Annotated in this window: 16 protein-coding genes and 1 other RNA gene; 8 read left to right on the top strand and 9 right to left on the bottom strand. The window is 65.6% G+C overall.

The window, feature by feature from the left end:
• Positions 1 to 77: 77 nt before the first annotated feature.
• Both PSEMAI1_RS0112845 and PSEMAI1_RS0112840 read right to left on the bottom strand, forming a co-directional pair.
• Positions 78 to 923 (bottom strand): 23S rRNA (adenine(2030)-N(6))-methyltransferase RlmJ, encoded by an 846-nt coding sequence (locus PSEMAI1_RS0112845; RefSeq protein ID WP_024303263.1) that lies wholly within the window; start codon positions 921 to 923, stop codon positions 78 to 80.
• 237 nt (positions 924 to 1,160) lie between these two features.
• Positions 1,161 to 1,892, bottom strand: coding sequence for a tRNA pseudouridine(65) synthase TruC (locus PSEMAI1_RS0112840; protein ID WP_024303262.1), 732 nt, complete (start codon positions 1,890 to 1,892; stop codon positions 1,161 to 1,163).
• Between the two features lie 106 nt (positions 1,893 to 1,998).
• Between PSEMAI1_RS0112840 and PSEMAI1_RS0112835 the strand changes: the two genes are divergently transcribed.
• Genes PSEMAI1_RS0112835 through PSEMAI1_RS0112825 form a run of 3 tightly spaced genes read left to right on the top strand, consistent with a single transcriptional unit; the run spans position 1,999 to position 5,153 of the window.
• Complete coding sequence (locus PSEMAI1_RS0112835) at positions 1,999 to 3,240, top strand: cation:proton antiporter (RefSeq protein ID WP_232219909.1); 1,242 nt, start codon at positions 1,999 to 2,001, stop codon at positions 3,238 to 3,240.
• Positions 3,237 to 4,352, top strand: a complete 1,116-nt coding sequence (locus PSEMAI1_RS0112830; RefSeq protein ID WP_024303260.1) for a YbdK family carboxylate-amine ligase — start codon at positions 3,237 to 3,239, stop codon at positions 4,350 to 4,352. The genes PSEMAI1_RS0112835 and PSEMAI1_RS0112830 overlap by 4 nt, the downstream gene beginning before the upstream one ends.
• Before the next feature lie 12 nt (positions 4,353 to 4,364).
• Positions 4,365 to 5,153, top strand: coding sequence for a gamma-glutamyl-gamma-aminobutyrate hydrolase family protein (locus PSEMAI1_RS0112825; protein WP_024303259.1), 789 nt, complete (start codon positions 4,365 to 4,367; stop codon positions 5,151 to 5,153).
• A 169-nt stretch (positions 5,154 to 5,322) separates the two neighbouring features.
• Here PSEMAI1_RS0112825 and PSEMAI1_RS21820 read toward each other — a convergent pair whose 3' ends face one another.
• On the bottom strand, positions 5,323 to 5,568 hold the full coding sequence (locus PSEMAI1_RS21820; protein WP_156943133.1) for a hypothetical protein: 246 nt from the start codon (positions 5,566 to 5,568) through the stop codon (positions 5,323 to 5,325).
• On the opposite strand from PSEMAI1_RS21820, the gene PSEMAI1_RS0112820 reads away from it, so the two are divergent.
• Together PSEMAI1_RS0112820 and PSEMAI1_RS0112815 are read left to right on the top strand one after the other, a co-directional pair.
• Positions 5,567 to 6,295, top strand: a complete 729-nt coding sequence (locus tag PSEMAI1_RS0112820) for a pseudouridine synthase (RefSeq protein ID WP_024303258.1) — start codon at positions 5,567 to 5,569, stop codon at positions 6,293 to 6,295. The genes PSEMAI1_RS21820 and PSEMAI1_RS0112820 overlap by 2 nt on opposite strands.
• 27 nt (positions 6,296 to 6,322) lie before the next feature.
• A complete protein-coding gene (locus PSEMAI1_RS0112815; RefSeq protein WP_024303257.1) occupies positions 6,323 to 7,333 on the top strand; it encodes a hypothetical protein in 1,011 nt (336 codons plus the stop codon).
• 11 nt (positions 7,334 to 7,344) lie between these two features.
• Here the strand turns inward: PSEMAI1_RS0112815 and PSEMAI1_RS0112810 are convergent, their stop codons facing one another.
• Positions 7,345 to 7,743 (bottom strand): putative zinc-binding protein, encoded by a 399-nt coding sequence (locus PSEMAI1_RS0112810; protein WP_024303256.1) that lies wholly within the window; start codon positions 7,741 to 7,743, stop codon positions 7,345 to 7,347.
• A gap of 116 nt (positions 7,744 to 7,859) precedes the next feature.
• Complete coding sequence (locus PSEMAI1_RS0112805) at positions 7,860 to 9,041, bottom strand: alkaline phosphatase family protein (protein ID WP_024303255.1); 1,182 nt, start codon at positions 9,039 to 9,041, stop codon at positions 7,860 to 7,862.
• A gap of 146 nt (positions 9,042 to 9,187) precedes the next feature.
• On the opposite strand from PSEMAI1_RS0112805, the gene PSEMAI1_RS0112800 reads away from it, so the two are divergent.
• From PSEMAI1_RS0112800 to PSEMAI1_RS21380, 3 genes are all read left to right on the top strand, one after another.
• Entirely contained in the window at positions 9,188 to 9,535 is a 348-nt protein-coding gene (locus PSEMAI1_RS0112800; RefSeq protein WP_024303254.1) for a YkgJ family cysteine cluster protein, read from the top strand.
• 79 nt (positions 9,536 to 9,614) lie between these two features.
• Complete coding sequence (locus tag PSEMAI1_RS0112795) at positions 9,615 to 10,799, top strand: acetyl-CoA C-acetyltransferase (RefSeq protein ID WP_024303253.1); 1,185 nt, start codon at positions 9,615 to 9,617, stop codon at positions 10,797 to 10,799.
• Between the two features lie 98 nt (positions 10,800 to 10,897).
• Positions 10,898 to 10,977: non-coding RNA, sX9 sRNA (locus PSEMAI1_RS21380), on the top strand.
• 9 nt (positions 10,978 to 10,986) lie between these two features.
• Here the strand turns inward: PSEMAI1_RS21380 and PSEMAI1_RS0112790 are convergent.
• The 4 genes from PSEMAI1_RS0112790 to PSEMAI1_RS0112775 form a co-directional block, all read right to left on the bottom strand.
• A complete protein-coding gene (locus PSEMAI1_RS0112790) occupies positions 10,987 to 12,060 on the bottom strand; it encodes an AI-2E family transporter (RefSeq protein WP_051460222.1) in 1,074 nt (357 codons plus the stop codon).
• A 261-nt stretch (positions 12,061 to 12,321) separates the two neighbouring features.
• Positions 12,322 to 14,094, bottom strand: coding sequence for a protein-disulfide reductase DsbD (dsbD, locus tag PSEMAI1_RS0112785; protein ID WP_029770701.1), 1,773 nt, complete (start codon positions 14,092 to 14,094; stop codon positions 12,322 to 12,324).
• A 510-nt stretch (positions 14,095 to 14,604) separates the two neighbouring features.
• Positions 14,605 to 15,399, bottom strand: a complete 795-nt coding sequence (gene folE2 / locus PSEMAI1_RS0112780) for a GTP cyclohydrolase FolE2 (RefSeq protein WP_024303250.1) — start codon at positions 15,397 to 15,399, stop codon at positions 14,605 to 14,607.
• An 88-nt stretch (positions 15,400 to 15,487) separates the two neighbouring features.
• On the bottom strand, positions 15,488 to 16,783 hold the full coding sequence (locus PSEMAI1_RS0112775; RefSeq protein WP_024303249.1) for an MgtC/SapB family protein: 1,296 nt from the start codon (positions 16,781 to 16,783) through the stop codon (positions 15,488 to 15,490).
• Positions 16,784 to 16,794 lie beyond the last annotated feature (11 nt).

Below are 16,794 nucleotides of genomic sequence, written 5' to 3'. Positions count from 1 at the left end.
AGTGTCCGAACAAAAGCCCACGGAGTTCATCCGTGGGCTTTTTGTATTTGGGGCGGTGCGGAAGCGTGGCCGAAGCCTCAGTTCTCGTGCTGTTCCAGCGTGAAGCCGGCGCCCTTGTCCACCCCCAGTACCTCGACCAGGTAGGGCATCACCTGTTCTAGCGTGGCGTGCAGCGTCCACGGCGGGTTGAGGATGAACATGCCGCTGCCGTGCATGCCGAAGCCGTCCTTCGACGGCGCCTGTATCGACAGCGTGACGTTGAGCCAGCTCTTCACCGGCAGCTTTTTCAACTGCTGCGGCAACTCCTTGGCTTCCTGCCGTTGCAGGCAGGGGTACCACACAGCGTAGGTGCCGGTGGCGAAGCGCTTCAGCCCTTCCTTCAGCGCCGTGACCACGTGCTGGTAGTCGCGCTTGTCCTCGTAGGGCGGGTCGATCAGCACCAGGGCGCGGCGTGGCGGGGGCGGCAGGATCGCCTTGATGCCGTCGAAGCCGTTGGCCGCCTGCACCTGCACCCGGCGTCCGGCATCGGCGAAGTTCCGCTGCAGGATCTGGCTGTCGCTCGGGTGCAGTTCGAACAGGCGCAGCTTGTCGCTCTCCGGCATCACCTCGCTCGCCACCAAGGGCGAGCCGGGGTAAAGCCTGAGCCGGCCGTCCGGGTTGAGGCGGCGCACCACCTCGACGTAGCCCGCCAGCGGCTGGGGCAGGTCGTCGCGCTGCCACAGCCGGGCGATGCCGGTTTCGAACTCGGCGTTCTTGGTGGCGTAGCCTTCTTCCAGCGAGTAGCAGCCGGCGCCGGCGTGGGTGTCGATGTACCAGTAGGGCTTGTCTTTCTGCCCGAGGTAGCGCAGCAGCTCGACTTCGACAAAGTGCTTCAGCACGTCGGCGTGGTTGCCGGCGTGAAAGGCGTGACGGTAACTCAGCATGAATCGGTCTTTCTTCGGTCAGGCGCAGATTGTAGCCGATGGCCGGGCCTGCCGCTGTCAAAGCGTGGCCGAAGACTCGTCTCCCAGCCAGGCCGTAGGATGGGTGGAGGCACTTGGTGCCGGAACCCTTCGATGATGGGTTGCGCTGCGCTCCACCCATCCTACGCGTAGTGCAGAATCCCGCGCCGCAGGATCGTGAACCGGTCAGCCAAGCTTGGCCGAAACCCCGTCTCCCAGTCAGTGTGCCGGCAGCGCCTCGCTCCAGCCCAGCGCGCGTACCACGGCGGCGAAATCGTCGGCCAGTGGTGCGGTCAGCGTCACGGCCTCGCCGCTTTCCGGATGGGTGAAGCGCATTTCCATGCAGGCCAGCAGCAGGCGCGTGCTGCCGAACAGTTCGCCGAACAAGCGGTTGTGCCTCCCCTTGCCGTAGGTGGCATCGCCGATGATGGGGTGCGAGATGTGTTTCAGGTGGCGGCGCAGCTGGTGGCGCCGGCCGGTTTCCGGCGTCAGCTCGACGAGCGCGTAGCGGCTGTGCGGGTACTTGTCGACGGCGTAGGGCAGTTCCACCGTGGCGAGGCGGCGGTAGCGCGTCAGCGCCGCCTGCGGCGTGGTGTCGACCTTCTCGCCGACCCATTCCAGATCGTCCGGACGACGCGTCAGTGCGTGCTCGATCACGCCCTGTTCGTCCGGCCAGCCGCGCGCCACCGCCAGGTAGCGCTTGTCGACCTGCTGGCGCTCGAACTGCCAGCTCATCTCGCGCCCCATGTCGCGGTCGAGCGCGAACAGCAGCACTCCCGAGGTGCCCTTGTCGAGGCGGTGCACCGGGTAGACGCGCTGGCCGATCTGGTCGCGCAACAGCTGGATGGCGAAGCGGGTTTCGTGCTTGTCGAGCACGGTGCGGTGCACCAGCAGGCCGGACGGTTTGTGGATGGCGATCAGGCGCTCGTCGCGGTAGAGGATGGGCAGCATGGGAACGGGGCGGATGCGTGAAGAGCCGGCATTATGCGCCGTGTGCTCCTGGCTTGGGAACCGTCGCCTTGTTCCGTGCGGGAACGGAGCCGCGGCAAAGTGTTCTATGGTGGTAGTACACGACATGACGTTGGAGATCGCCATGGTGCTTGGTGCAGCGCAGAGCTTCCTGCCTTCTTGGCCGCTGCCGGTGGGCGGCGTGTTCTGGATGGCGGTGACGCTGGTGTTGACCGGTTTGGTGGGCGAGTGGTGTTACCGCCGCCTGGGTTTTCCGCGCATCGTGGCGTATTCCGCCACCGGCATGGCCATCAAGCTGGCCGGGGTGGCGCCCTTGGTCGGGGTGGCCGACAGCGGTCTGCGCGTGGTGCTGGACCTGGCACTGGCGCTGCTGCTGTTCGAACTGGGCGCGCGCGTCGACGTGCGCTGGCTGCGGCGCAATCCCTGGCTCCTGGCCAGCAGCGTGGCCGAGGCGGGGCTGAGCTTCGTGGTGGTGAGCTTCCTGCTGTCCCGGCTGGGCGTCTCGCCGCCGGTGACCTTGAGCGTCGCCGCCATCGCCATGGCGACGTCGCCCGCCATCGTCAGCCGGGTGGTCAGCGAATTCCAGGCGGTGGGGCAGGTCACCGAGCGTCTGCTGCTGATGACCACGCTCAACAGCATCTACGCCATCCTGCTGATCAAGCTCTTGACCGGCTGGATGCACAGCACCACCGGCAACCCCTTGCTGGCGGTCAGCGTGCCGCTGTATGTGCTGACCGGTTCGCTGCTGGTGGCGCTGCTGCTGGCCGGCGGCGTCGAGCGGCTGTCGCGGCATCTGGATGTGCAGAGCGAGGCCGCCACCGTGCTGCTGTTCGGCCTGATCCTGCTCGCCACGGCGCTGCTGCAGATGCTGAATCTCTCCACCCTGCTGGCGCCGTTGCTGGCCGGCGTGGTATTCCGCAGCCGCCGCGTGCGGCCCTGGGTCTGCCCCGATCACTTCAGCGCGGCCGGCAGCCTGCTGGTGGTCGTGCTGTTCGTGGTGAGCGGTATGATGCTGTCGCCGTACCTGCTGCTGACCGGCGCCGCGATGGCCGTGGTGGTGCTGGCGGGGCGCTTTGTGGCCAAGCTGGCCGGGGTGCTGGTGTTTGCTCGGCTGAGCGGGCTCAGCCTGCGCCAGGGGGTGATGCTGTCGCTGGCGCTGACGCCGGTTTCGATCATCGCCTTCGTGCTGGCTACCGATCTGGGCCTGACCTTTCCCGGACTCAGACAAGAGCTTGCGTCGGTGCTGATGGGCGCGGTGGTGCTGATGGAGCTGGCCGGCCCCCTGCTGGTGAAATGGTCGCTCGAACGCAGTGCGGAGATAAAATCATGAGCCTGGAGCGCTTTGCCTCGTCCCGACCGCTGACCATGGGAGTGGAGCTGGAAATCCAGGTCGTCAATCGCCACGACTACGATCTGGCCCCCAGCGTGGAAGACCTGCTGCGCGTCCTGAAGGGAGTCGATATTCCCGGCGAGGTCAAGCCGGAGATCACCGACTGCATGCTCGAGCTATCGACCGGCGTCTGCAACAGCTACCAGGAAGTGATCGATCAGCTGGAGCTGATTCGTGGCGAATTGCTGCGCGCCGCCGACAAGCTCAATCTCGGCCTGTGCGGCGGCGGTACGCACCCGTTCCAGCAGTGGACCCAGCGCCAGATTTTCGAGGCCCCGCGCTTCCGGCATCTGAGCGAACTGTACGGCTATTTGTCTAAGCAGTTCACCGTGTTCGGCCAACACGTGCACATCGGTTGCCCTGGTCCGGACGAGGCGCTGTGCATGCTGCACGCCCTGTCGCGCTACATCCCGCACTTCATCGCCTTGTCGGCCTCGTCGCCCTACGTGCAGGGGGTGGACACCGGCTTCGATTCGGCCCGCATCAATTCGGTGTTTGCCTTCCCGTTGTCCGGCCGGGCACCGTTCCTGCTCAATTGGGACGATTTCACGCGCTATTTCGAGCGCATGACGCAGACCGGGGTGGTCGAGAGCATGAAGGACTTCTATTGGGATATCCGGCCCAAGCCGGAGTACGGCACCATTGAGGTGCGCGTGATGGACACGCCGTTGACCGTGGAGAAGGCCGCCCGCCTCGCCGCCTACATCCAGGCCATCGCACGTCGTCAACTGGTGGAAAAGCCCGACCGCCCACTCGAGGACGACTACCTGGTCTACACCTTCAACCGTTTCCAGGCCTGCCGTTTCGGCTTCGACGGGGACTTCGTCGATCCGCGCACGCTGGAGCATCGCACGATCCGCGACGACATCCTGCTGACCCTCGACCTGCTGGAACCGCACGCCATCGAACTGGGAGGCGACGCGGCCTGCCGCGAATTACGGCTCGATGCGCTGGGGCGCGGCAACGATGCCGGCTGGATACGGGCGCTGCAGCGTGAAGAAAACCTGCTGCCCGAGGTGGTCCGGCAGCAGTGTGTGCGCTGGAGTCAGTGAAGCAGGGCGCTTATGGACAAGAGACCCCTGAAGATCGGACTCTCCGCACGGCTGATGCACACCCCGCCCACGGAGTTGGGGTTCCGCAACAAGACGCTCCAGTACATCGAGCAATCCATCGCCCACTGGGTGATGGCCCACGGCGCCCTGGCCTTCATGGTGCCCACCCTTGAGACGGGAGGCGAGGTGGAACGCTCCAGCCTGTCGGTCAAGAACGTGGTGCGCGAGCTCGACGCCTTGCTGCTGCAGGGCGGGGCCGACGTCTGTCCGCTGAGCTACGGCGAAGAGCCGCTGCGACCGGAGTGGTCCGGGGACCGCATTCGCGACCTGTACGAGATCGAACTGTTCTGGGAGTTCGTGTTCCAGCGCAAGCCGGTGCTCGGCATCTGTCGCGGCTCGCAGCTGATCAACGTCGCCATGGGGGGAACGCTGTACCAGGACATCCTGACCCAGCGGCCGGAAGCCCACCCGCACGTCGACGCCGACCTCTACGACAAGTACTTCCACCGTATCGAGATTTTGCCGGAATCGCACCTGGCGCAGCTTTATCCCGACCAGGCCGTCGCCCACGTCAACAGCATCCATCACCAGGCGGTGAAGGATCTGGGCAACGACCTGGCGATCGAGGCGGTGTCGGAGCAGGACGGTATCGTCGAGGCCATCCGCTGGAAGGGCGACGGCTTCGTCGCCGGCTTCCAGTGGCACCCCGAGTTTCACGGCAGCAACCGGAATCTGCTCGACAGTGCGCCGGCACTGCTGGACTTCCTGTTCGCGGCCGAGCAGCAGCGGGATAGCCGGTAATGCCCTTGTGGTAAGTATTTGTTAATGTATTTTCAATTTAAATAATAGGAATTTTTACGAATACCGCCGCATGGCCTAGGAAGCTATAGTTCGTCCGTCGAGTATCGAACCTGGTGTCAAGGCGAAGTGCCCTTGGCAGGCGGGAGAAGCGTCATGCTGAATGTCGAGGTCAGCCCACATTCATGATGACCTTTTCGATGTCAGGTCTTCCTTCGGTTTGGTTTGTTTCGATATTGGTAATTGGTCCCTTGCCCGGGTCCGCCACAGGCGGATCCGGTTTTTTTTTCGTCCTTTCCTCGGGACAGCGGCGTGCCTGACGCATCCCGTCATGGCCTCCTGCCGCCGTATCTCCTACAATACGGGCCAGATCAACCGGGCGGCCAAGCAGCCGCTTTTTTCTTTCAGGATGTGCCATGGAACCCGTACGACTTTCGAAACGCCTCGCCGAACTCGGCATCTGTTCGCGCCGCGAGGCCGACAGCTATATCGAGCAGGGCTGGGTGAAAGTGGACGGCCAGGTGGCGGTGCTCGGTCTCAAGGTGCTGCCTCATCAGCAGATCGAACTCGACCCACGCGCCAAGAAGGCGCAATCGGCGCGCGTCACCATCCTGCTCAACAAGCCGGTGGGCTATGTCTCCGGCCAGGCCGAAAAAGGCTACAAGCCGGCCGCCATGCTGGCGGTGCCGGCCAACCACTGGGAGGGCGACAAGAGCGGCATCCGTTTCAGCCCCAACCACCTCAAGGGCCTGGCGCCGGCCGGACGGCTCGACATCGACTCGGTCGGCCTCTTGGTGCTGACCCAGGACGGCGTGGTGGCCAAGCAACTGATCGGGGAGAACTCCACGGTGGAGAAAGAGTATCTGGTGCGCGTCACCGGACAGTTGATCCCCGACGGGCTGAAACTGCTCAACCACGGCCTGTCGCTCGACGGCCAGCCGCTGCGCCCGGCCAAGGTGACCTGGCAGAACGAAGACCAGCTGCGCTTCGTGCTGCGCGAGGGCAAGAAGCGCCAGATCCGCCGCATGTGCGAACTGGTCGGCCTGCAGGTGGTGGGGCTCAAGCGGGTGCGCATCGGCAACGTCATGCTGGGCGATCTGCCGCCCGGGCAGTGGCGCTACCTGCGCGAAGACGAACGGTTCTGAGCGGCGCATGCCGACACGGTAAGTCCCATGCTCAAGCAACTGGTCGATCTGCTTCTCAACCGGCGTAGCGGTTCCTCCAAGAACCGCCGGCAGTTGCTGGCCGAGTTGGAGCGGGTGATCGAGACGGTCGAGCCGCGCTTGCGCCTGGCGCCCGGCTACCCGCGCGCGTTGCTGCGCGGCATGACGCGGACGCTGGATTTCGCCGGGCAGCTGACGCAGGACCTGCCCGAGCCGTTGGAGCTCTCCTGGCGCAGCTTCACCACCGACCGCCGGCTCGGGATGTTCTTTGCCTCGCCGGCCAGCCTGCTCGACCTGCTGCAGACCAGCGAGGAGCTACGCGATTTCTTCTCTCATCCCGCCAACGGCGACTGCGCATTCTGCCTGCTCATCATGCATCGCAGCGACAACCAGCGCCTCGGCATGGTCAACCATAACGGCGAGGTGAGGGCCGAAGTGCCGCAGGTGGTGGTCAGTTTCGACAATCATAGGCTGACCCTGCCTTGCGCCTCGCTGGAGCAATTCGTCCCGCAACTGGCCGAGCGAGGGGTGGAGCGGTTGACGACGGTGATCTCGCGCCGCCTGCGCGACAAGGAAGCGCGGCGGGTGGAGTTGGAGAGCGAGCTGCTGCGCGTCGAGCTGCGCCTGAAGACCCTGCGTGCGCCCGGCCAGGTGGTGGTGGACGCCATGGCGGACCAAGGGCCGGCCTTGCCCGATTCGCCGCAGGCGCTGAAACGCCATTTCGACGAGGTGCGCGCCGAATTGGCGGCGCTCAAGTCCCAGTTGACGCTGGATGGCATGCTGCGCGAAGTGCGTCAGATTCTGGAGCATCCGACCGACTACTTCAGCAGCAGCCGCGTCACGCTCAATCTCGACCGCATGGGTGTGGTGCAACCGGACGACGGCTCGGGGAATGGCAATCCGATCTGTTTCGAAGAAGTGGTGCTGTGCGAGATTCCGCCGGTGCGCCGCGTGGTGGTGCCGGCCAGGGTCACCCGGCAGGCGATCCGCGAACTGGAAGCGAATTTCGGCGAGGGCTGAACGCGGGCGCTTCAGCCTTGCTGGTCACGTTTTGCCGGAGAGGCGGAGAGCGTTTCCGACTCGGCCAGGATCACCGGCCACAGCCGTTCGGCCTCGGCCGCGTCGTAATCGTGGTGTTTGCGCTTGACCACGCCGAACGCCGACAGCACCACGTGGCGGTCCGCTTCTACCCCTGCGTTGGCGAGACAGGCCTTGACGCAGGCGAGCGGACAGCCGTCCAGTGCCAATATCGGCCGCCCCGAGCGGGCGAGCCGCACCAGCGCCGGCACGCCCCCGCCGACGCCGGAAATGCAGGACATTTCGGCCGCGCCGTTGCGGGTCAGCCGCAGGGCAAAATCGTTGGCCATCTGGGCCGCGCTGGAACAGCCCGAGCAGGCGTAGACCAAGGGTAGAGGAGTCTTCGCTTTCATCGGCCCACCATACGCCTGCCATGCGTGGGTGACCATCCACCGCTCGTTTTAGGGGCGCTAGTCCATCTTGCCTATGGCGAGTATTCCGTCATGCCCGTGATGGCCGGGGTTGCGGCTCAGCGCCCGTCGAACACGATCAGCGGCACCGTCATCTCCGCCGCGCTGACGCCGGCGTGCACGCCGGGCAGGTAGTAGGGCTTTTCGCCGGGGGCGAGGTCGCGCAGCGTCCAGTCGTCCTTCATGATCAGCGCCACCTCACCGATGCGCCGGGGGAGCCCGGCGTGCTGCGGGCCGGGGCCGAAGGTGCCGGCTTCGAGCAACTGCCGGCTCTCCAGGCACCAGGCGGCGTGGCCGAGCAGGCGGCGGGCGTTGGCGAGGAAGCGCTCCTCGCGGCCGGGGCGCACGTGGCAGAACGCGACGCGCCGCTCGCCGGACAAGGGAGCGCGCAGATCTTCCAGCAACTCGGGGTAGTCTTCCAGATCGAGCTGTCGCTCCAGCGGGGCGTCGATGAAACCGTGATCGGCAGTGACCAGCACCGTGACGTCCTGGCCGCGCAGTGATTCGGTGAACAGCCGGAACGCCTGATCGATCTGGGCGAACAGCTGCCGCACTGGCTCGGCTCCGGTGCCATGCGCGTGCATCGCCGCGTCGAGCTGCGGCAGGTAGCCATAGATGAAACTCGGGCCGCTGTCGGCCTGCACGATCTGCTGCAACTGCTCGAACATGTCTTCGATGCTGCGATAGGGCAGGCGTTGCGCCTGCCCCGAGTGCTGGCGGCTGTAGGGTGAGTCGGCGATGTAGACCGGATGCAGCACCGTCGCCGGGCGGGCAAAGCGGTCGAACAGCGCGGGCGTCTCGAACAGGGTGTCGGCCACGGTGGCGGCATCGCTGGTGTCGTCCTCCGGCCAGCGTACCGACAGCGGCAGGGCGGCGACGATGCGCTCCGGGTTTTCCTGATAGACGTGCCAGCCCGTCAGCCCATGCCGTGCCGGCGGCTCACCGGTCATCAGCGTGGTGATGGCGGCGGCGGTAGTCGATGGAAACACCGAGGTCAGCGTGCTCTGCTGGTGCTGGCGCAAGGCACTGTCCGGCCCCAGCGTCTGAAGCTGCTGCTGGCCGAGCCCGTCGATCACCAGCAGAATCACGTGTCGGCGCGTGGCCAGCCCGGCGAGGGCCGGGTGGCGCAGCGGCGCATGGCCGGTGGGGGCACCGAGAGCGGCGGCCAGGGTGGCGGTCAGGTTGAGCAGGCTGCAGCCGTGGTAGTCGGGCCAGTGCGAACCGGGGCAGTGTTGGAGCATGGGTGGATATCTCGCGGTAAGAAACGGTTTCCGATCAGGGGCGCGTAGTAAGATCGTGAATGGTTTCTGAGGGTTGCCCGAGGTAGGGGCATGAGGGCATTATCCGCCAGAAACCCATCCGTAGCCTGCAATCTGGAGTCCCCACCGTGACAGACCGTCTGCACAATGCCTGTCTTTCCTGTGGCGCCTGCTGCGCCGCCTTCCGCGTCACCTTCCACCGCTCCGAGCTCGATTGCGAGCCGGGCGGGCGCGTCCCGGAACGGCTGGCCGACGAGGAAACCGCCTCGCTGGTGCGGCTGCGCGGCACCGATTACGCCCGGCCGCGCTGCATCGCGCTGGTCGGCAAGATCGGCCAGGAAGTGCGCTGCGGCATCTACGAACACCGTCCGTCGCCCTGTCGTGAATTTGCGTCACGGGCGGGCATCGGGGTGTACGAGGAGGCCTGTAACCGGGCTCGCGCGCAGCACGGCTTGCCGCCGCTGCCGCTGGAATGACACCGGTGCGCGGCGATTGATTTTACGTTGACGTTAACGTAATGTAACTAGATCAATGTCCCCTTCAGCGAGGTGCAGCATGCAGAACCAGTCTATCGTGATCGTCGGAATGGCCCGGACCCCGATGGGGGGGCTGCAGGGCAGCTTGTCGGCCTTGAGCGCCAGCGAACTGGGCGCGGTGGCGATGGCGGCGGCGGTCGAGCGCGCCGGCGTCGATCCCGCCAGCGTCGACGAAGTGATCATGGGCTGCGTGCTGCCGGCCGGGCAGGGCCAGGCGCCGGCGCGCCAGGCCAGCCTCAAGGCCGGGCTGCCGCTGGCCACCGGCTGCACCACCATCAACAAGATGTGCGGCTCCGGCATGAAGGCGGTGATGCTGGCGCACGACCTGCTGCTGGCCGGCTCGGCCAAGGTCATGGTGGCCGGCGGCATGGAAAGCATGTCCAACGCCCCCTATCTGATTCCGAAGGCACGCGGCGGCCTGCGCCTGGGGCACGGCGAACTCAAGGACCACATGTTCCTCGACGGCCTGGAAGACGCCTACGACAAGGGCAAGCTGATGGGCGTGTTTGCCGAGCGCTGTGCCGAGCATTACGGCTTCAGCCGCGCCGCTCAGGACGAGTTCGCGCTGACTTCGCTGGCGCGGGCCGTGGCGGCCATCGAAGGCGGCGCTTTCGCCGGCGAGATCGCTGCCGTCAAGCTGCCCGGCAAGGGTGGCGAAACCGTGGTCGACACCGACGAGCAGCCGCTCAAGGCCCGCCCGGACAAGATTCCCTCCCTGAAACCCGCCTTCAAGCCGGACGGCACGGTGACCGCCGCCAATGCGAGCTCGATCTCCGACGGTGCCGCCGCGCTGGTGCTGATGAGCGAGGACGAGGCCCGTGCACGCGGGCTCACGCCGCTGGCGCGCATCGTCGGCCACAGCACCTTCGCCCAGGAGCCCTCCTGGTTCACCACCGCGCCGGTCGGCGCCATCCGTCAGCTGTTCGCCAAGACCGGCTGGCAGGCCGACGAGGTCGACCTGTACGAGATCAACGAGGCGTTTGCCGTGGTGACGATGGCGGCGATGCAGGAGCTGGGCCTGCCGCACGACAAGGTCAACGTCAACGGCGGCGCTTGCGCGCTGGGGCACCCGATCGGCGCCTCCGGCGCGCGCATCCTGGTGACGCTGATCGCCGCGCTGCAGCGCCGTGGCGGCAAGAAGGGCGTGGCCAGCTTGTGCATCGGCGGCGGGGAGGCGACGGCGCTGGCGGTGGAGCTGCTGTAAGCCTTCCCCATTAAGTCGGCTGCGCCTTTGCATCTTGAGCGCTGGCGGTGCTCTGAGCGTGCGAGTCTCTTATAGAGACTCGCTCAGCCATGATCCTCATGGACTACGTGTCCACTCCGGTTCCTGTGCTCCGGCAGTGCTCAACCTGCTTTGGCTCGCTCGCTTACTGGGGCTGGCCCCGTGGCTGTTACGCTTCGGCCTCGGTCTCTTCGTCGTTGTTCAGCCAGAACTGGAACAGCGTGAAGCCGATCGCCAGCAGGGTGGGGCCGATGAACAGGCCGATGATGCCCCAGGCCAGCAGGCCGCCGATGACGCCGAGGAAGATCAGCGACAGCGGCAGCTTGGCGCCCTGGCTGATCAGCAGGGGCTTGAGCACGTTGTCGATGGTGTTGACCAGCAGAAAGCCCCACAGCAACAGGAACACGCCCATGCCGGTGGCCCCGGTGTAGAACACCCAGCCGGCGGCCGGCAGCCAGACCAGCAAGGTCGGCAGCTGGGCGACGGCGATGATGAAGCACAAGAAACCCAGCGCCAGGGCACCGGGCACGCCGGCGATCAACAGGCCGATCACGCACAGGATGGTCTGGACCAGCGCGGTGCCGACCACCCCGGTAGTGACGCCGCGGATGGTGCGCGCCACCACCTGCGGCAGTTCGCTGGCCGAGGCGCCGCCCAGCTTGTTGATGACGCGTTCGGCGGTGCGCCACAGGGTCTCGCCGTTGGCCAGCAGCAGGCCGGCCACGATGATGGCCATGACGATCTCCAGCAGGCTGATACCCAGCACGGCGCCGCGCCCCAGCAGCCAGAGCACGGCCTGGTTGATCCAGGGCTTCAGCTTGGCCAGCAGGCCGGGCAGGTCGTTCTGCGCCGTGATCCAGTACTGGCTGAGCGATTCGCCCACCAGCGGCAGGCCGCTCAGCCAGGCGGGCGGGGGCGGGAGCGTCACGCCGGCGAGCTCGTGGGCGACGCTGTTCAGATGCGGGATGGTGTCGGTCAGGGTCATCACCATCAGCCCCAACGGCACGGCCAGCGCCAGCCCCAGCAGCAGCACGACCAGCAGGGCCGCCAGCTTGCCGCGGCCGTGTAGCCGGCTCGTCAGGCGCAGGTACAGCGGCCAGGCGGAAATGGCGATGATGGCGGCCCAGGTCAGCGCCCCGAGAAAGGGCAGGATGATCTGCAGGCAGGCCAGTACCAGCAGGGCCACGATGGCGACTCGCAGCACGGCCATGACGCCGATCCCGGCAAAACCCTTGTCCAGCATGAAGGAACCCCGTCGGGTAAGAAAACAGACGTCATTCTAACGGGGTGGGGCCGGCTTGTCCGGCCGGCGCGGAGTCTGGCGGCTCAGAACCTGTTCACAATCTGTCGCGAGTGGTTCATAGGATGGGTGACGCGCAGCAGAACCCATTCGTTCCGATGGGTTACGGCACTGGCTGAGCGAGGCAAGCGTAGTGTCGCGAAGGAATAGTGCCTCCACCCACCCTACGTTGCTGGGCAGTGCATGAGGAGCGTGAGCAGGGTCTCAGCGCGCCAGCTTTTGCAGTCTCACCAGGAACGGCTCGGCCTCCATGAAGCCGATGACGCGGTCTACCTCGCGGGCTTGTCCGTCGAACAGGATGATGCCGGGCGGGCCGAACAGGCCAAAGCGCTTGAGCAGCGCCTGGTGCTCGGCGCTGTTGGCGGTGACGTCGGCGCGCAGCAGCGTGAAGCGGCCCATCTGATCGGCGACGCGGGCGTTGCCGAAGGTGTATTCCTCCATCTCCTTGCAGGAGATGCACCAGTCGGCATAGAAGTCGAGCAGGACCGGTTTGCCGCCGGCGGCGGCCAGCCGCTGCTCGAGCTCGGCCACGTTGTTGACCGGTTGGAAGGCGGGCGCCGTGCTGCGCGCCTGGGCGCTGGTGCCGGCCAGCCATTTCAGCGGATAGCGTGGGTTGGTTTCGCCGCCCAGCACGCCCAGCAGCTGGGCCGCGCCGATCAGGAACAGCGCCAGCCCGATCGCCTTGCCGATCTTGGCGACCGGGTGGGCGTTGCCGGTGAGGTTTTCGAAGGTCTTGAGGAACACCGCCGAGCCGATGCACAGCGCGGCCCACAGCAGCATCACCAGCGTGCCGGACAGGAACGGCGTGGCGAGCCAGATCGCCAGGGCCAGCATCACGACGCCGAAGATGCCCTTGACGCCGCGCATCCAGGCCCCGGCGCGCGGCAGGATGTGACCGCCGTAGGTGCCGATCAGAATCAGCGGCAGGCCCAGGCCCAGCGCCATGGCGTACAGCGCCACGCCGCCTAGCAGCGCGTCGCCGGTGCTGCCGATATAGCCCAGCGCCAGCGCCAGCGGCGGTGCCACGCAGGGGCCGATGATCAGCGCGGACAGCGTGCCCATGCCGAAGACCGTGGCCACCTTGCCGCCGCTCAGGCGGTTGGAGGTCTCGCTCAGGCGGGTCTGCCAGCTGCTCGGGAGCTGGATCGAAAAGATGTCGAACATCGACAGCGCGAAGATCACCAGCAGCGCGCTGGCCGACAGCACCACGGCCGGCTGCTGCAGCCATACCGTGAGCAGCGAGCCGGTCAGGCCGGCCACCACGCCGACGGCGGTATAGGTCAGCGCCAAGCCCTGCACGTAGGTCAGCGACAGCTGGAAGCCGCGGCGGCGGGTCAGGGTGTGGCCCTGGCCGGCGATCAGCGACGAGACGATGGGCAAGAGCGGGTACATGCAGGCGGTGAACGCCATGCCAAGCCCGGCCAGGAAGAAGGTGCCCAGCGTCGCCAGCCAGCCCTGGCCGGCCAGCCGGGCGCTGTCGTCCTGACCGGCGGTGGTGGCCGCCGCGGGCTTCAGCCAGTCTGACAGGGCCGAGGTGGCTCCGCCCACGCTCAGCGTCTGGGTGAACGGCGGGTAGCAGACGCCGACGTCGGCGCAGCCCTGGGCCGTCACCTGGAGCTTGAGTCCGTCCGCCGTGGCTGTCTTGAGCGGCACGGCGATGTGGATTTGCTTGTGGTACACGCTCTGCTTGCCGAAGAATGGGTCGTTCTTCTCGTCGGCGGGCGGGAAGGCCGGATCGCCGATCTGCCCGGCCGGGTCGGAGACGATCTTGGTGCGGTCGCGGTAGAGATAGTAGCCGTCGGCGATGTCGAAGGTGACCCGCAATTGGTTGCCGTCTTGTTCGACGCGGGCGGGGAAGGCTTTCTCCGGCGGCAGCAATTCTTCCGGGGAGACGGCCAGGGCGAGTGACGAGGCGCACAGGAACGCCAGCAGCAGGGCCAGGCGGCGCCAGAGGGAGGGGGGGCGGGTCTCGGTCATTATCAACGGCGTTGTTCCAGGGGCTGGCGGAAAGACCACGGCGGATGGCCTGGGTTCCGCGGCAGACCTATTCTGCACTAGCGTCATCGGGGGAAACAGATCCCGTATGATAGCGCAGCCATCACTGGAATTATCTGACACGAATCAGGGGCTAAGCAAAAACATCAAGGAAATCGTGGAGAAAGACATCGTCACATTTGGCGCACGCCACAGCTTTCCGGCCAGCGAGTACTGTAAGTTACTCGATAGCTTAGAACCTGTTCACGATCTTGCTGCGCGTCCCTGATCGGGGCTCATGCGCACTGCGTGCGAATCTATTGATTCGCTCAGCGATCGGAAATCCTCATGTACTGTGTGTGTACATTCCGGTTTCTGCGCTGCTCTTCACCCCGCTGAGGGCCGCTCGCGACAGATCGTGAACAGGTTCTTAGACGGCATTCGGGCTTAAGGAAACGCACGAACGAAAAAGCGGCATCCCACGGATGCCGCTTTTTCGGAGAGCACAGAGACTCAGCCCTTCCGCTTGTCGCGTTCGATCAGCGCGTAGGCCGAGTGGTTGTGGATCGACTCGAAGTTTTCCGATTCCACCACGTAGGCGTGGATGCGCTCGTCGCGGTCCATGGCGGCGGCGACGTCGCGCACCATGTCCTCGACGAACTTCGGGTTCTCGTAGGCGCGTTCGGTGACGAACTTCTCGTCCGGGCGCTTGAGCAGGCCGTAGAGTTCGCACGAGGCCTGGTCTTCGGCGATGTCGATCAGTTCCTCGATCCAGACGTGCTCGTGGGTGCTGGCGGTCAGCGTGACGTGCGAGCGCTGGTTGTGCGCGCCGTACTGGGAAATCTTCTTGGAACAGGGGCACAGGCTGGTGACCGGCACCACGACCTTCATGGTGAAGTGGTACTGGCCGTCGCGCAGTTCGCCAACGTAGGTCACTTCGTAGTCCAGCAGGCTTTGCACGCCGGAGACCGGGGCGACCTTGTTGACGAAATAGGGGAAGCTCATCTCGACGTAGCCGGATACGGCCTCGAGGCGTTGCACCATCTCGCGCACGATGGTCTCGAACGAGGACACCGAGATCTCGCGTTCATGGTGGTTGAGGATCTCCACGAAGCGCGACATGTGCGTGCCCTTGAAGTGGGCCGGCAGGTGCACGTACATGTTGAACAGGCCGACGGTATGCTGCACGCCGTTGTCGCGCTCGGCTACCTTGATGGGGTGGCGGATGGATTTGATGCCCACCTTGTTGATGGGAATGTTGCGGCTATCGTGCGAGCTTTGCACGTCAGGGATGGCGGTTTGGTTCATTGGCGTTATTGTGTAACACACTGGGTGGGTACTCGGGCAGTATAACGCCGGAGTAATAGTTGAGTAAAGAAGTCGGATATCATTCGCATCAACTTCCGCCGGCGGCACTGATCAGCAATCCTCCGATCATACCCGCGATCGAGGCGATGAAGGTCGGCAGGCAGCGCCAGGCGAGGGTGCGCCCGCCCAGGCTGGCGATCAGGCCGTACTTGAACATGTTGTTGGCGAGCACCGCCAGCACCACGCTGTTGACCACCTGGCTGATGCCGAGGCGATTCTCGCCAAACAGGTTGAGCACGGTCAGCGTGATCGGGTCCACGTCGTTGATGCCCGAGATCAGTGCCACCGCATACACCCCCTTGCTGCCGAAGAGGTCGTTCAGCCAGGCCGAGCAGAACATCACCACGGCAAACATCGCGGCAAAACCGAGCGCCAGTTTCAGTTCGGTGGGGTTGGACAGGGTCAATTCCGGGCGGGACTCCCGGGTCTGGTCGTGGCGGAAGCGGATGACGGTGGTGATCAGGCCCAGTGCCAGTGCTGGCAGCATCACCAGGGCTACGGGCCCTAGTGCGGCAGGCATGATAATGGCCGCCAGCACGGTCAGCCGCATGAACAGCACGATGTTGGCGAGCAGGATGACCGAGGTGGCAAAACCGAGCGAGCCGGGATTGCTACGTGCTTCGCGGGCGTAGACCAGGCTGGTGGCGGTGGAGGACACCAGTCCACCCAACAGGCCCAGCAGGGGGCCACTGGCGCGTTCGCCAAGTAGTCGTACTGCAAGATAACCGGACAGGCTGACTCCGACGATCAGCACCACCATCAGCCAGATTTTGTGCGGATTGAGCGCCAGATAGGGTCCCATGGCACGGTCGGGCAATATCGGCAGGATGATAAAGGTCAGCGTGGCGAACTGCAGCAGCGACAAGAGATCGCGTCGTTCCAGCTTGTGCGCCATGCCGGTCAGTTCGGGTTTGAGGTAGAGCAGGGCCGTGGCGAGGATGGCCGTGGCGATGGCCAGCTCGCTTTGCCGGTACCACACCAGCACACCCAGCCCGTAGGCCAGCATCAGGCTCACCAGCGTGGTGGTGCGGGGCTCCTGCACTTCGGCTTCCTGGTGGCCCTCCGGCAAGAAGCCCAAGGCGATGATGCCGACCAAACCGACCGCGATCAGTACTGGACTGACGGTCGTCTGCGCCAGCATGGCGATCAGGGTGCCCAGCATGGCGGCCAGTGGAAAGGTGCGGATGCCGGCCAGCGGATGCTGCTTGCGTTCGCGCTCGACGCCCAGCAGCAGGCCGATGGCGAGGCTGGTCACGAACAGCGACAACGGCTCGAAGGGGGTGCCCTCCAGGTTCAGCCATTCTTCCAGGCCGAGGCCGCTCATGCCGGCTCCTT

The organism is Pseudogulbenkiania sp. MAI-1 (assembly GCF_000527175.1).
In the GTDB taxonomy this organism is placed as follows: Bacteria; Pseudomonadota; Gammaproteobacteria; order Burkholderiales; family Chromobacteriaceae; genus Pseudogulbenkiania.
The sequence above is the reverse complement of the archived record's forward strand: the minus strand, read 5'-3'. Positions and strand labels throughout refer to the sequence as shown.